Genomic DNA, 13,814 nt, shown 5'->3' on the forward strand with positions numbered 1-13,814 from the left:
GTCAGCGCAGGGTGGCGCCCTTGTCCTGGCGGTACGTGGCCACGAGCGCGAGGCACATCGCGGCGATCGCGACCCGGCCCGAGGCCTGGAGCAGGGGACCGCGCAGCAGGATGAAGGAGTACCCGGCGACCAGCGGGACCACCACCGAGACCAGGCTGCCCGACGGTGAGCGGCGCGTGGCGCGCCGGGCGTAGCGGCGGTCCACGCGCGCGGCCCCGTACCCGATGCCCAGCAGCCCGGCGCCCATGCCCAACGGGCCGAAGTCCAGCCACAGTTCGGCCCAGATCGGGGAGGAGAGGTTGGTGTTGACCGTGCCCATCCACTGGCCGACCATCACGCCCGTGTCGCGCGGCTTGCCCGGCCACACCGAGCGGGGCACCGCGAAGAAGACGGATCCGGCGAGCTGGCGCCCGTAGAAGTGGCCGGGGCCGGAGTTGGAGAAGGTGATGGTGTTGGCGAACATGCCGATCTGGTCGTAGTCCTTGAGCGCCATCGGCTCCAGGAAGGAGGTCGTCTCGACGGGCTTGTAGTTCTTCTCGTCGTAGCGGAAGCGGTCCGCGAAGGGGAAGACGAGGAGGGCGACCACCACGGCCATCGACAGCGCCACCCGGTACATGGCGGCGCTCACCGGGAAGACGGTGAAGAGCAGCGCGAACATGACCGTCAGGAACCAGTAACGCGGGTTCGAGATGGGGTTGTTGACGATCAGGTTCAGTACCGCCAGCGCCGACCAGGTGAGGATGACCGACACCTTGCGGCGGGCGAACCTCGAGGTGATCAGCCAGCGCGTGTACAGGAGCAGGGCGAGCAGCGCGGGCACGGTGCCGAATCCGCGCAACAGGGCCTGCCCGGCCTGGCCGTCGCCGTTGGAGACGCCCGCCTCCTCGATGCCGGCGATGATCTCCTGGCGGCTGGAGAAGAAGACGGCCGGGCCACCGAGCTTCATGATGAAGGCCGCGCTGCACAAGAGGGCGATGCCGGCCAGCAGTTGGAGCCGCCGCCGGTGGGCCATGACCGGCCGGGGTTCCTTCGGGGAGCCGCCCGCGCGGCCGGCTCCCCGGTGGCGGGCGAGCAGCACGCCGACGTCGAAGGCGGTGCAGCCGAGCAGGACCAGCCCGATGGCGAGGGTGAGGTCGGAGCGGGGGCCGACGACGGGGGTGGGCACGCGGCCGAGGACGGCCTGGGCGAGGGGGGCGACGCCCATGGCCATGTAGACGAAGAGCCAGAAGGAGCCCTGGAGCAGTTTGCGACGGCTCGTCAGCACCATGGCGGAGAGCCGGGCGCCCGCGTACATGGTGAGCAGCAACTGGAGCCAGAACGCGGCGTCGTGCTGGCCGTCGCCGGACTGGACGGCGACGAAGAGCGGGAGGAACACGGTGAATCCGAGGGCGAGCGGTACGGAGAGCGCCCGCGAGAGCAGGGTGCGCGGGGCGGTCACCCGGCCCCACTGGGACTCGTCCTCGAAGGGCGGCGGCAGCGGCTTCGCGACGGGCTTGCGTATGTCCGTGGCCACTGTTGCCCCCACCCCTGTGCGTGATCCGCGCGCAGTCTAATCTGAGCGTTCCGCGCCAGGGGAGGCGCGTGGGTGGGAACGACGAGGGGCGACTGTTGCGTGATCTTCCTTCCTTCACGCTGGCCGGCTACGACAAGGGGCGCGGGCTGCTGACGCAGGCGCTGTGGTTCGCGGTGATGAACACCCTGTTCATGTCGTGGTTCTGTCCGGCCCGGCTGCGCGTGGCGCTGCTGCGCGCCTTCGGGGCGAAGATCGGCGAGGGGGTCCTGATCCGGCACAAGGTGCGCGTGCTGTGGCCGTGGAAGCTCGAGGTCGGGGACCACACCTGGATCGGTGAGGGCGCCTGGCTGCTCAACCTGGAGCCGGTGACCATCGGTTCGCAGGTGTGCCTCTCGCAGGAGTCGATGCTGTGCACCGGCTCGCACGACCACCGGGCCGCCGACTTCCGCTACCGCAACGCCCCGATCGTGATTGAGGACGGCGCGTGGGTGGCCGTACGGGCGACCGTGCTGGCCGGGGTGACGGTGGGCCGGTGCGCGGTGGCGGGCGCGGGTGCGATCGTCCACAGAAACCTTCCTCCGCTGACCCTGCAGACGATGGACGGGCAGCGCCGCCCGGTCGAGGAGCCCAATTGAGCAACGCCGTACGAATCCTGCACGCCGTCACCCTGCACTCCCCCTCGCACGCCTTCGGCGGGCCCGTACGGGTCGCGCTGAACCTGGCCAAGGGGCTGCGGGCGCGCGGGCACGAGGCGCGGCTGCTCGCGCTGGGCGAGGGCTTCGACCCCTGGCCGTCCTCGGTGGAGGGCGTCCCGGCGAAGCTGTTCCCGGCCCGCCGCCTCCTCCCCCTCGGCTTCAGCGGGATGACCTCGCCGGCCCTGCTGGCCTCGGCGGGCCGCCTGGTGCGGGACGCCGACGTCGTCCACGTGCACCTGGCGCGGGACCTCGTAACCCTGCCCGTCGCCCTGGCGGCGCTGCGGGCGCGCAAGCCGCTGGTCCTCCAGACCCACGGGATGGTGGACCCGAGCGAGAAGGTGCTGGCCAAGGTCCTCGACGCGGTGGCGGTACGCCGTCTGCTGCGCGGCGCGGACACGGTGCTGTACCTGACCCCGCACGAGCGGGAGGGGCTGGACGCGGTGGTGGGCTCACCGCTGGCCCGCGCCGTCCGGCTGGTCAACGGCACCCCGGCGCAGGAGGAGCGGCCCGCCCTGTCCGGGCCGCCGCGCATCCTGTACTCGGCGCGGCTACAGGCCCGCAAGCGGCCGGTGGACTTCGTGGACGCGGCCCCGGCGGTACTCGCCGTCCACCCGGACGCCCACTTCGTGGTGGCGGGCCCGGACGAGGGCGAACTGCCCGCCGTCCGCGCCCGGATCACCGCCCTGGGCCTGACGGACCGCTTCACGGTCCCGGGGGCCCTGTCCAGCACCGAGGTCCTCACGGAACTCCGCCGGGCCCACGTCTACGTCCTGCCCTCGGTGGACGAACCGTTCCCGATGTCGGTCCTGGAGGCCCTCGCGGTGGGCGTCCCCCCGGTGGTCACCCACTCCAACGGCCTGGCCCGCGACATCGCCGCCGCGGGCGCCGGCCACGCCGTCAACCCCGGCCCGGCGGGCGTCGCGGCGGCGGTCCTCGACCTCCTGGACCCCGCCGCGAACACCAAGGCCTCCACCGCGGCCCGCGAACTCGCCGCCGCCTCCTTCTCCATGGACGCGGTCCTCGACACCCTGCTGGACGTCTACGAACGCATCACCCGCTGACACCTTGAGGACACGGGCCACATCGATACGGTGTGGCCCATGCCCCCATCCGTACTGGAAACCCCACGAGGAGCGGCCCGGCTGGCCGAGTCGCTGCTGCCACCCGTGGGAGACCGCTGGCGTCACACGCAAGCCGTCGCGGAGCGCGCCCGGGAACTGTCCCACTCCGTACCGGAAGCGGACAGGGAGCTGCTGATCGCGGCAGCGTGGCTGCACGACATCGGCTACGCGCCTGCTCTCCACGACAGCGGATTCCATCCCCTCGACGGCGCCCGCCACTTGGCGGCACTCGGCGCCTCGACACGACTGGTACGCCTGGTCGCCCACCACTCAGGAGCCGCGTACGAGGCCGAACAGCGCGGCCTTTCGAGGGAACTCGCCGTGTACGAGCGGGAGGAATCGGCCCTCCTGGATGCGCTGACCTGCGCCGACATGACGACGGGACCATCGGGTCAGCGGCTCGGCTTCACGGAGCGCATCGACGAGATCATGGTCCGCTACGCACCGGGCAGCGAGGTCCATTCGGCGATCAGCGCGGCGGTCCCGTACCTGGCGGGCGCTGTCGCCCGCACCAGGGCGAGGGCCGACGGTCAGCCGATGTAGGGCTCGGACCGGTGGGCGAGCCCGTGCTCGATGCGCAGCCTCATGGACTGGTGGATCTGCACCCCGTCGAGCTCGTGCGGGGCCAGGAAGGCCACCTCCTTGCTCTCACTGCTCGTCCGGCGTTCCCCTCCGACGATGCGCGCCGAGAAGCAGATCGAGAACTGCTGACGGACCTCCCCGTCGTCGTACGCGATCACGTGCCGCGGGTCGGTGTAGAGCCCGACCAGCCCGGTCACCTCAACCTCGAATCCCGTCTCCTCCCGCGTCTCGCGCACCGCCGCTTGGGCGACGGACTCGCCGGTGTCCACGCCACCTCCCGGCAGTGCCCACAGGTCGTTGTCGCTCCTGTGGATCAGCAGAACCCGGCCGTCACCGTCGAGAGCCACGACGGTCACGGACGGGACGATGCTGTTCGCCTCGGGCGCGTTCGGGTCGTTGAAGTAGTCCACTCGGGCCATGGCCACCAGCCTAGGCCGCGGTGCTGCGTTCCCAGGCGTAGTCAAAGCTCTTCATGTAGTGCCTGAAGCTCCGCCCGCCCGGGATGTAGCGAAAGTGCAGGACCGGGTTCTGGCCTGCGGGCGCGCCGAGCACATGGGGGTTGACGAGGATGTCGTCGTCAAAGCGGTAGACCGAGTTGTAGAGGATCGTCTCGTGCAGCCGGACCTCTACTCCCTGGGTCGTCATGGCCGGTTCGAGGTAGCGGCGTGTCATGCGCGACCGGGCGGCGAGATCCGCGCCGATCCCCTCTTCCTCGCCTCGCTGACGGATCACCTCGGAGTCGGGATCCCCGAGGAGGATGCGCACCTGGGCACCCGCCCGCGCCTTCCGGGAGAGCCGGTCCGCGAGTTCCGGATGCCCGTCGAAGAGGAACAGCCCGGCGTAGACGAGGACTTCCACGTGGCTGACGGCGTTATCGATCAATGACGACCACAGGTCTGCGGGCACGACGCCCCTGTGGGGGTAGTAGGTGACAAGCTCAGACGCACTCGCCGTCTCGGCCTGCCGGGCGACCGTCGGCCAGAGGTAGACCTCGTCCACGCCGAGAAGCGTCGCGGTCTTCCACCGATGGGAGCGGTGCGGCGTGCGGTCGGTCGTGATCCAGCGCTCCACGGTCTTGGGATCCACCCCGACCTGCGCGGCAACCGATTGGATGGTGGTGGCACTCGCCGAAATCGAGGCGCGCAGACGCTCGTTCGCCATGGATCTGGCCTTCCCTGTGGGACGCCGGGACGTTTCAACCGTAGCTCCAGACGTCCCTTAACGTCCACACAGACCGTGACGCGTCCGCTACCTTGCGCTGTTTCCTGCTGAGTATCCGGAGGATGTCCGGCTCCGCACTCTCCAGGGGACTGAACCATGAGTCAGACGCGCATGGGCAGCGGCCGCAAGGTCGTGCTGCCCGAACCTCCGCCAGGCCCGAGTCCACGCCTCCTCGCACGTGCCGCACGCGGTTGGGCGCGCTTCCTCGCAGGGGCGGACACCCGCCCGGGCGGTGCCGAGGAGGCCCGGTGAACAGTGACGATTCGTTCGGGCACGAGCCGCACCCGTGGATCGGCCGGGCCGTGCAGGACATCCCGTCCAAGGGAACGGGCCGGTTGATGGCCGTCGTCCACGAGAAGGTGGTCAACTACGAAGGGCAGGAGCGGTGGGTGCGGCTCGCGTACATCCGGCCCGCCTCTGGTGTCGAGTGGTCCACGGCCGTCGGCAACATCTTCCTGCTCCCCTAGCCCCGCAGAACGAAAGCGCCCCCGTACGGCACCATGATCCGGTGGCGCACGGGGGCCTGCGCCATTGGCGGCCCGCCAGGAGGCCGACGGACGGAGTCCGGCGCAGCGCTGCGAAGCCGGAGAGGCGCCCCGGCGCCGAGCCGCGCGAGCGGTGCGTCCAGAAGCGGTCGAGGGCGAGCTGCCCGCCGTCCGCGCCCGGATCACCGCCCTGGGCCTGGCGGACCGCTTCACGGTTCCGGGGGCCCTGTCGAGCACCGAGGTCCGCACGGAACTCCGCCGGGCCCACGTCTACGTCCTGCCCTCGGTGGACGAACCGTTCCCGATGTCGGTCCTGGAGGCCCTCGCGGTGGGCGTCCCCCCGGTGGTCACCCACTCCAACGGCCTGGCCCGCGACATCGCCGCCGCCTCCTTCTCCATGGACGCGGTCCTCGACACCCTGCTGGACGTCTACGGGGCCGCGCGGCGCTGACCGGTACGCGGAACGCCGCCGGGCCCGGGTGGGTGCGGCGGCGGTCGGCGGTGGGTGGGGCTTACGCGGGGATCCAGGCGTAGCAGCCCGTCGAGGTGAACTGGGTGGCGCCGGAGGGGATGGTGGCGGTGGTCCGGTCGCCGGGGTTGGGCGGGGTTTCGGGGCCCGAGGCGAGGACGGAGCCGTCCTGGGCCTTCGCCTCCCAGGTGCAGGTGGTGCTCTGGGTCAGTGCCCGGTAGGTGCCCGGTGCGGGCGAGGTGCGGGGGCCGTCGCCGAAGCCCTTCTCCGCCGCCGCCAGGACCGGCTTCTGCTCCGGGCAGAGGTGGGTGATGGCGTCCTTGGCCCCGGTGACCTCGCCGGAGATGATGGCCGCGGCCGCCGCGTCCTTGTCCCGCTTCGCGGTGCGCTCCACCCGCTGGCAGGTCTCCTGGCCGGTCTGGAGGACGGCCGCCGGGTCCGTCTTCTCGGGGACGCGGCCACTCAGGTACTGCTTCTCGTTCGCCTTGAAGCTGCCCGTCTTCGGGGTGAGCTTCGCGTCCGGCAGCACGGGCCCCGTGGGCTTCGCGGAGGGCCCCGCGGAGGGCGCGGCCGGGGCGTCCGCCGGGTCGGGAACGGGCGACGCGGCCGGCGGCTTCGGCTTGGCCGCCTCGGCGTCGGCCTTGCCGGCGTCCGGGGAACCGCAGGCGGTCAGCGTCAGGGCGGCGGCCAGCAGGGCAGCGGCCGCTGCGGAGCGTCGGTACATCAGGGGGCTCCCGTACGGGTGAGTCGGGCGTACGGGGCCCGGCGCGTGCAGAGCCGGGCCCCGTGGGCCGTCAGGCGGTTACTTCTGGCCGAAGGTGAGGACCAGCCGCGGAGCGGCGTCCGCGGCGGTCGACTCCGAGGACCAGAGCCACAGCGGGTCGGTGCCCGTGCTCGTCAGGCCGAGGCTGTAGCCGGTGCCGAGCACCGCGGAGACCGCGGCGGTGTCCAGCTCGACGTTCTGGACGGCCGAGCCGTCCGGCACGCCCGCGATGCTGCCGAGCACGGTGGTGCCCAGGGTGGGCTTGGTGTTGAACGTCGTGCCGTCGCCGCTCCAGGTGCCGGTGACCGGGACCACGGAGACGGTGTCGGCGGTGCCCGCACCGGTCTGCGTGGAGGTCTTGAACTGGAGGGAGGCGGCCTTGAGGACCTGCCCGGCCGGGGCGGCCGGGAGGGTGAAGCGCAGGTACGCCTCGTACGCCGAGGTGCCGCGCACCGCGAGCGAGGCCGAGGTGCCGTAGGCGGTGCTCGGGGCGCCCTGGTTGATGTAGGTGTCCTCGCTCGCGACGACGGTGGAGACCGTGTCGACGGGGGCCTTGGCCAGGTCGAAGTGGGACTTGACCTGGGCCTGGGTGAGCGCCGACGGGTAGACGGCCGTCTCGTCGATCTGGCCGGCGAAGAAGTTGCTCGTCGGGCGGGTCGGCCAGCTGCTGAGGTTGTCGCCGCCCACGTGCCAGAAGCCGGCGTACGAGGTGGAGGTCGAGGCGCTGTTCGTGCCCTTGTTCTGGCCGTCCACGTAGAGGGTCATGCCGCCGGGGCCCTGCGTACCGACGACGTGGTGCCACTTGTTGTCGTTGTACGTCTCGAGCAGGCCGGTGCTGATGGTGCGGGCCGAGCCGTTGTAGACGCCGAAGACCAGGCGGCCGGCGTTGGTCATGTACAGCTGCTTGTCGTACGTGCCGCTGTTGTTGACCGTGTTGTTGCCGAAGCCGATCAGCTTGCCGCCGCGCGTGGTGTTCGTCTTGAACCACGTCTCGACGGTGAAGGAGCTGGCGACGGTCTGGCGGTGGTCGCTGTACACCTGCTGGCTGGTGCCGTTGAAGCCCATCGCCGTGCTGGTGCCGCTGACGGCGCCGGGGCTCTGGCGCAGCGCCGGGGCGTTGACCTGGATGCCGCTGGTGTTGCCGCCGTCGGAGGAGTCGGCCACGTACGGGCTGACGGTGTCGTCGTAGCGCCAGTACAGCTGGGCGCCGTCCGCGCGGACCTTGTCCGGGTACGCCGCGGCGGTGGCCGGGACCGTCACGGAGGCGTTCGCCGACAGGGCGCTGGTGTTGCCGGCGGCGTCGGTCGCGGTCACCCGGTAGGTGTAGGTCTGGCCGGCCTTGACGGTGGTGTCGTTCCAGGAGGCCTGCGGCCGCTCGAACTCCAGGGAGTCGGCGGTCATCGTGTGGATCGGGGTGCCCGAGCCGTTGCGGTAGATCCGGTAGGTCAGCTTGCTGTCGTCCTGGTCGTAGCTGGTGCGCCAGCGGACCTGGGCCTCGCCGGGCTTCACGCTCGCCGCGCTCGCGACGGGGGTGGTCGGCGCGCCGACGTCGCCGGTGGAGGCGAAGCGGGTCAGAGCCTGCTGGGCCCGGCCGTTGATGAGGGTGAACTCACCGCCGACCCACATGTACTTGACGTCGTTCTTCTCCGCGACGGACATGACGCGCGGGCCGATGCCCTCGCCGACGCCGTCGTTGGCGGTGGGGTGCCAGCCGAGCTTGCGCGGGCCGCGCACGAAACCGTCCACGGGCGCGGGGGCGGCGCCGGTGTGGTCGGTGGACTGGGCGAGGAGGTAGTTCCGCTTGCCGTCGGGGAATTCCAGCTCGCTGGAGCAGTCGTGCGCGTGGGAGGAGCTGTAGAGGACTCCGTCGTACGGCAGCACGTACTGGGTCGCGCCGAGGCAGCGGTCGCGCCACTTCTCGGTGAAGTCGAGGTTCAGGCCGAGGCGGCCGTCGAAGACGCCGCCGCCCGAGCCCTCGTTGCCCGTGTAGTAGCCCGTCGCGTCGGCCGCGATGTTCTTGACGACCGAGTTGGAGGGGATGTTGCTGTAGGTCTTGGCGACCGCGCCCGTGGTGGCGTCGACGACGGCCAGCGCGTGCGTGGTGGAGCCGTTGACGGCGAAGAAGTCGCCGCCGAGCAGGACCTTCGTGCCGTCGTTGCTGACCTTGACGGCCCGGCCGGGCTCGTCCGCGTTGGCGGTGAAGGGCTTGAGGGCGCCGGAGGCGGCGTCGACCGCGGCGAACCGCTCGCGGGTCTGGCCCTCGACGGCGGTGAAGTCGCCGGCCACGTACAGGGTGTCGTCGGTGACGTCGAGCGCGCGCACGGTGGCGGGGACGCCCGGGTGGAAGGAGGCCTTGGGGGTGCAGCTCTCGATGTCGATGGCGGCGAGGCTGGAGACCGGGGTGCCGTTGACGGCGCCGAAGTAGCCGCCCGCGTACAGGGTCTTCTTGTCCTTGGAGACGGCCAGCGCCCGGACGGTCGCGGTGCCGTCGCCGACGGTGAAGGCCAGCTTGCAGGAGGTGGGGTTGCCCGTGGCGGCGTCCAGCGCCACGAAGTTCACGGCCTCCTGCTCGGTGCCGCTGCCGGCGCCGTCGGGCGGGCGGACCGCCGAGAAGGTGCCGCCGGCGAAGACGGTGCCGTTCGCCTGGTCCATGGCGAAGACGACGCCGTTCGGCTGCCAGGTGGGCAGCTCGTCCGCGGTGAAGGCCACCGGCGGGGTGATGGCCGACGCCTCGGGCATCAGCACCAGCCCCATTCCGGTGCCGGCGCCGGCCAGAGACAGGGCGAGGGCAGCAGTCAGCCCTCTGGATCTACGCATGAGCCCCCCAGGGCAATCGCCCGGCTTGATGGCTGGAACTATCCGAACAGCCATATGTACTGGCGCACACTAGGGCTCACTCGAGGGCCCGGTCACCTCACTTGACCCATTGCATACCAACCTGGAATCAACGGAGTTCAGCATGGAGGGTGCGCGTGGGACATACGGCGGGTTGTGCCCGGCCACGCCCGTGCGGAGCCCAGAGCTCGCGGGGACATGACCGGGACACGGCAAATCGTAGGCGACGTGCGAGGCCTCAGCGGTCGATGCGGACCGTCGCACCGGCGAGCTGGTCCTCGACCTGGCGGACGTCCGCGTCGACCATGATCCGCGCGAGTTCGGGCACCAGGACCGACGGCTTCCAGCCAAGGATCGCCTGCGCCTTGGAGGCGTCGCCGATCAGGGCGTCGACCTCGCTCGGGCGCTCGTACTTGGGGTCGTAGCGCACGTGCTCGGCCCAGTCGAGGCCCGCGTGGGCGAAGGAGGACTCGACGAACTCCCGTACGGTCGCGGCGACTCCGGTGGCCACCACGTAGTCGGTCGGCTCGTCCTGCTGGAGCATCCGCCACATCGCGTCGACGTACTCGGGGGCGTAGCCCCAGTCGCGGACGGCGTCGAGGTTGCCGAGGTAGAGGCGGTCCTGGAGGCCGGCCTTGATCCGGGCGACCGCGCGGGTGATCTTGCGGGTCACGAAGGTCTCGCCGCGGCGCGGCGACTCGTGGTTGAAGAGGATCCCGTTGACGGCGAACATGCCGTATGCCTCACGGTAGTTGACCGTGGTCCAGTACGCGAAGACCTTGGCCGCGCCGTACGGGCTGCGCGGGTGGAACGGGGTGCCCTCGTGCTGCGGGGGCGGAGTCGAGCCGAACATCTCGGAGGACGAGGCCTGGTAGATCCGGGTGTCCACACCGCTGGCCCGGATGGCCTCGAGCAGCCGCGTCGCGCCGAGGCCGGTCACGTCGCCGGTGTAGAGGGGCGCGTCGAAGGAGACCCGGACATGCGACTGGGCGCCGAGGTTGTAGACCTCGTCGGGGCGTATGTCGCGCAGCAGGTTCACCAGGGCGACGCCGTCGGCGAGGTCGGCGTGGTGCAGGACGAAGGACCGGTTGGCGGTCTGGGGGTCCTGGTAGATGTGGTCGATCCGCTCCGTGTTGAAGCTGGAGGACCGCCGCACGAGCCCGTGCACCGTGTATCCCTTGGAGAGCAGGAGCTCGGCGAGGTACGAGCCGTCCTGCCCGGTGACGCCGGTGATCAGTGCGGTCTTGCCCATGTGGGGTCCCCCTGGGGTTGGTTGTGGTTCGAAAAACGAGGTCGTGCCGCTGGCCTGGCCGGCCGTCTGGTCATTACGGGCCCGGAACCGGATGCGTACCGTACACGCCGGTAACTTCCCGCCCCCACCAGCCCGTCCAGCCGCCCCGGCCCATCCAGCCCCGCCGGCCCGCTCCGGCCCCGCTGGCCGCTCCAGCCCCGCCGGCCGCACCGGCCCCGCCGGCCGCACCGGCCGCACCGGCCGCCCCGGCCGCCCCGGCACGATCCAGCCTCGCCGGCGTTTGAGGCGCGGGGTCTGGGGCGGAGCCCCAGGGCCCCGGCGCGGGGAACCCGCCGGTTCCGGGGGCCGGTTCCAGGGGATCCGGGCTCCCCGGAAACCCGCGGCCAGCGGACTGGCATCATCGGCGGTATGACAAGTTCGCAGCCGCTTCTCCCCCCGCACGCCCGCGTCTTCGTCGCCGGACACCGCGGCCTGGTGGGGTCCGCGGTCGCCCGCCGCCTCACCGCCGACGGCCACGAGGTGCTCACCCGCGGCCGCGCCGATCTCGACCTGCGCGACGCCGCCGCGACGGAGGCGTACCTGCGGGACGTGCGCCCGGACGCGGTCGTGCTGGCCGCCGCCAAGGTCGGCGGGATCATGGCCAACAGCACGTACCCGGTGCAGTTCCTGGAGGACAACCTCCGGATCCAGCTCGGCGTCATCGCCGGGGCGCACGCCACCGGCGTGGGCCGCCTGCTGTTCCTCGGCTCCTCCTGCATCTACCCGAAGCTGGCCCCGCAGCCCATCAGCGAGGACGCCCTGCTGACGGGGCCGCTGGAGCCCACCAACGAGGCCTACGCCCTCGCGAAGATCGCCGGCATCGTGCAGGTCCAGTCGTACCGCAAGCAGTACGGGGCCTCGTACATCTCGGCCATGCCCACGAACCTCTACGGCCCGGGCGACAACTTCGACCTGGAGTCCTCGCACGTCCTGCCCGCCCTGATCCGCCGCTTCCACGAGGCCGCCGCGGAGGGACGCGAGGAGGTCACCCTGTGGGGATCGGGCACCCCGCGCCGGGAGTTCCTCCACGTGGACGACCTCGCGGCCGCCTGCGCGGTGCTGCTGGAGCGCTACGACGGCGACGAGCCCGTCAACATCGGCTGCGGCGAGGACCTGACCATCAAGGCGCTGGCCGAGACGGTCGCCGAGGTGACCGGCTTCCGGGGACGGCTGGCCTGGGACACGTCGAAGCCGGACGGGACGCCGCGCAAGCTGCTCGACGTGTCCCGCCTGACCTCGCTGGGCTGGAAGCCGGGCATCGCGCTGCACGACGGCATCGCCGCCACCTACCGCTGGTGGCTCGACCAGAACTGACCGCACCTCGCCGCTCCTCAGTACGCTCCGCGGCCGTCGACGACGGCGCGGAGTGTACGGCCCATCACGTCGACATCGCTGGTGAAGGACCAGTTGTCGACGTACTGGAGATCAAGCTGAATCGTTTCGTCCCAGGACAGGTCGGACCGCCCGCTGATCTGCCAGAGGCCGGTCATACCGGGGCGTACGGTGAGCCGGCGCAGCTCGACCTCGTCGTACTCCGCCACCTCCTCGGGCAGCGGCGGGCGCGGGCCGACCAGCGACATACTGCCCGTCAGTACGTTGACCAGCTGCGGGAGTTCGTCCAGCGAGGTCCGGCGCAGCAGCCGGCCCACCCGGGTCACCCGGGGGTCGCGGCGCATCTTGAACATCAGGCCGTCGTTCTCGTTGGAGCCCGCCAGCTCGGCCTTCAGGTGGTCGGCGTCCTCCACCATCGTGCGGAACTTCCACATGACGAAGGGGGTTCCGCCCCGCCCGACGCGCCGCTGGCTGTAGAAGGCGGGGCCCCGCGAGCCGAGGCGGATGGCCAGGACCAGTCCGAGGAACAGCGGTGACAGCAGGAGCAGTCCGAGCGCGGCGCCGGTGCGGTCCAGCGCCGACTTGAGCACGGTCTGCACCCCTCGGCGCACGGGCGGCGCGATGCGCAGCACGGCGAGCCCGCCGGCCGACAGGGTCTCCAGCCGCTTGACGGAGATCTCCACCAGCCCGGGGAACACGGCCATTTCGAGGCCCTCGTCGTGCAGGGCCCAGCCCATCCGGCGCAGCCGCTCCCCCGCGATCCGCGCCCCGGGCGCCACCAGCACCAGGTCGGCGTGGTGGCTGCGGACGGCGCCCAGCACGGCGGCGGAGTCCCCGTTCACCGCCTCGGGGACCGCCGCGTCCAGCCGCGCCGCCACGGGTATCCCGCCGGAGAGGGCGCCGTCGCCGACCGGGACCACGCCGACCACGACGTACGGGTGGTCGGTGCGCGCGGCGAGGTGTGCGATGACGTGCTCGGCGGACTCCGGCTCGCCGACCACCAGCACCCGGCTGACGGCCTGCGCCTCGCGGCGGGCCGCCGACAGGTGACGGTAGGTCAGTTTGTGGCGGGCGACGGTGATGAGGAGTGCGGGCAGCAGCGCCCCCAGGGCGGCCAGGCGCGGGGTGCTCTCCCCCGTCAGCACGCGGATGACGGCGAGGACACCGATCAGAATCAGCCAGTCGTGCAGAACGGGCAGTACGCCGCGGGATTCTCCGAGCACCCGGGCCGCGTAGCGGCGGCGCAGTGCCTGCACCCCGGTCCAGGCGAGGGCCGCGCCGAGGGCACAGTAAGCGGGCCTGGCCTGCTGGGCGGCCCCGAAGACCAGGCCGACGGGCACGGCGGCGCCGGCGAAGTCGGCGGTCACGGCGGCGGGCAGGTACCACCGGGCCTTGTCACCGAGGCGCCGCGCAGGGGCCACCTCCGGCCCGTCGGCTCCGGCGTCCTCCGCGGCCACTCTTTGCGCAGGAAAATGGACATGCCTCATCGGCCCCCCTGGCACGTGGT

At 71.7% G+C, this 13,814-nt stretch carries 13 protein-coding genes; 6 read left to right on the forward strand and 7 right to left on the reverse strand.

Annotated features, from left to right (window positions below; genetic code table 11):
• Nucleotide 1 precedes the first annotated feature (1 nt).
• Nucleotides 2-1,513, reverse strand: coding sequence for a hypothetical protein (locus OOK34_RS04475; RefSeq protein WP_267032554.1), 1,512 nt, complete (start codon nt 1,511-1,513; stop codon nt 2-4).
• A 95-nt stretch (nt 1,514-1,608) separates the two neighbouring features.
• Between OOK34_RS04475 and OOK34_RS04480 the strand changes: the two genes are divergently transcribed.
• Genes OOK34_RS04480 through OOK34_RS04490 form a run of 3 tightly spaced genes read left to right on the forward strand, consistent with a single transcriptional unit; the run spans nt 1,609 to nt 3,872 of the window.
• On the forward strand, nt 1,609-2,148 hold the full coding sequence (locus OOK34_RS04480) for a WcaF family extracellular polysaccharide biosynthesis acetyltransferase (RefSeq protein WP_267032555.1): 540 nt from the start codon (nt 1,609-1,611) through the stop codon (nt 2,146-2,148).
• Nucleotides 2,145-3,269, forward strand: coding sequence for a glycosyltransferase (locus OOK34_RS04485; protein ID WP_267032556.1), 1,125 nt, complete (start codon nt 2,145-2,147; stop codon nt 3,267-3,269). The genes OOK34_RS04480 and OOK34_RS04485 overlap by 4 nt, the downstream gene beginning before the upstream one ends.
• A 39-nt stretch (nt 3,270-3,308) precedes the next feature.
• On the forward strand, nt 3,309-3,872 hold the full coding sequence (locus OOK34_RS04490) for an HD domain-containing protein (RefSeq protein ID WP_267032557.1): 564 nt from the start codon (nt 3,309-3,311) through the stop codon (nt 3,870-3,872).
• Here the strand turns inward: OOK34_RS04490 and OOK34_RS04495 are convergent.
• Nucleotides 3,860-4,330, reverse strand: a complete 471-nt coding sequence (locus tag OOK34_RS04495; protein ID WP_267032558.1) for an NUDIX hydrolase — start codon at nt 4,328-4,330, stop codon at nt 3,860-3,862. The genes OOK34_RS04490 and OOK34_RS04495 overlap by 13 nt on opposite strands.
• A 10-nt stretch (nt 4,331-4,340) precedes the next feature.
• Entirely contained in the window at nt 4,341-5,072 is a 732-nt protein-coding gene (locus OOK34_RS04500) for an XRE family transcriptional regulator (RefSeq protein WP_267032559.1), read from the reverse strand.
• A gap of 308 nt (nt 5,073-5,380) precedes the next feature.
• On the opposite strand from OOK34_RS04500, the gene OOK34_RS04505 reads away from it, so the two are divergent.
• Together OOK34_RS04505 and OOK34_RS04510 are read left to right on the forward strand one after the other, a co-directional pair.
• Nucleotides 5,381-5,599, forward strand: a complete 219-nt coding sequence (locus OOK34_RS04505; RefSeq protein ID WP_267032560.1) for a hypothetical protein — start codon at nt 5,381-5,383, stop codon at nt 5,597-5,599.
• Between the two features lie 151 nt (nt 5,600-5,750).
• Nucleotides 5,751-6,068, forward strand: a complete 318-nt coding sequence (locus OOK34_RS04510; protein WP_267032561.1) for a glycosyltransferase — start codon at nt 5,751-5,753, stop codon at nt 6,066-6,068.
• Between the two features lie 61 nt (nt 6,069-6,129).
• Here OOK34_RS04510 and OOK34_RS04515 read toward each other — a convergent pair whose 3' ends face one another.
• From OOK34_RS04515 to gmd, 3 genes are all read right to left on the reverse strand, one after another.
• Nucleotides 6,130-6,810 carry a hypothetical protein gene (locus tag OOK34_RS04515; protein WP_267032562.1) on the reverse strand — a complete coding sequence of 227 codons (681 nt, stop codon included), beginning with the start codon at nt 6,808-6,810 and terminating at the stop codon, nt 6,130-6,132.
• A gap of 78 nt (nt 6,811-6,888) precedes the next feature.
• Nucleotides 6,889-9,666: a LamG-like jellyroll fold domain-containing protein gene (locus OOK34_RS04520; protein WP_267032563.1), complete on the reverse strand. Its 2,778-nt coding sequence runs from the start codon at nt 9,664-9,666 to the stop codon at nt 6,889-6,891.
• 256 nt (nt 9,667-9,922) lie between these two features.
• Nucleotides 9,923-10,936 carry a GDP-mannose 4,6-dehydratase gene (gene gmd, locus OOK34_RS04525; protein ID WP_267032564.1) on the reverse strand — a complete coding sequence of 338 codons (1,014 nt, stop codon included), beginning with the start codon at nt 10,934-10,936 and terminating at the stop codon, nt 9,923-9,925.
• Nucleotides 10,937-11,344: 408 nt separating this feature from the next.
• Here gmd and OOK34_RS04530 point away from each other — a divergent pair, with 408 nt between their 5' ends.
• Entirely contained in the window at nt 11,345-12,289 is a 945-nt protein-coding gene (locus OOK34_RS04530; RefSeq protein WP_267032565.1) for a GDP-L-fucose synthase, read from the forward strand.
• Nucleotides 12,290-12,306: 17 nt separating this feature from the next.
• On the opposite strand, the gene OOK34_RS04535 is transcribed toward OOK34_RS04530, so the two are convergent.
• Complete coding sequence (locus OOK34_RS04535) at nt 12,307-13,794, reverse strand: sugar transferase (protein WP_267032566.1); 1,488 nt, start codon at nt 13,792-13,794, stop codon at nt 12,307-12,309.
• Between the last annotated feature and the right edge of the window lie 20 nt (nt 13,795-13,814).

Source organism: Streptomyces sp. NBC_00091, assembly GCF_026343185.1.
In the GTDB taxonomy this organism is placed as follows: domain Bacteria; phylum Actinomycetota; class Actinomycetes; order Streptomycetales; family Streptomycetaceae; genus Streptomyces.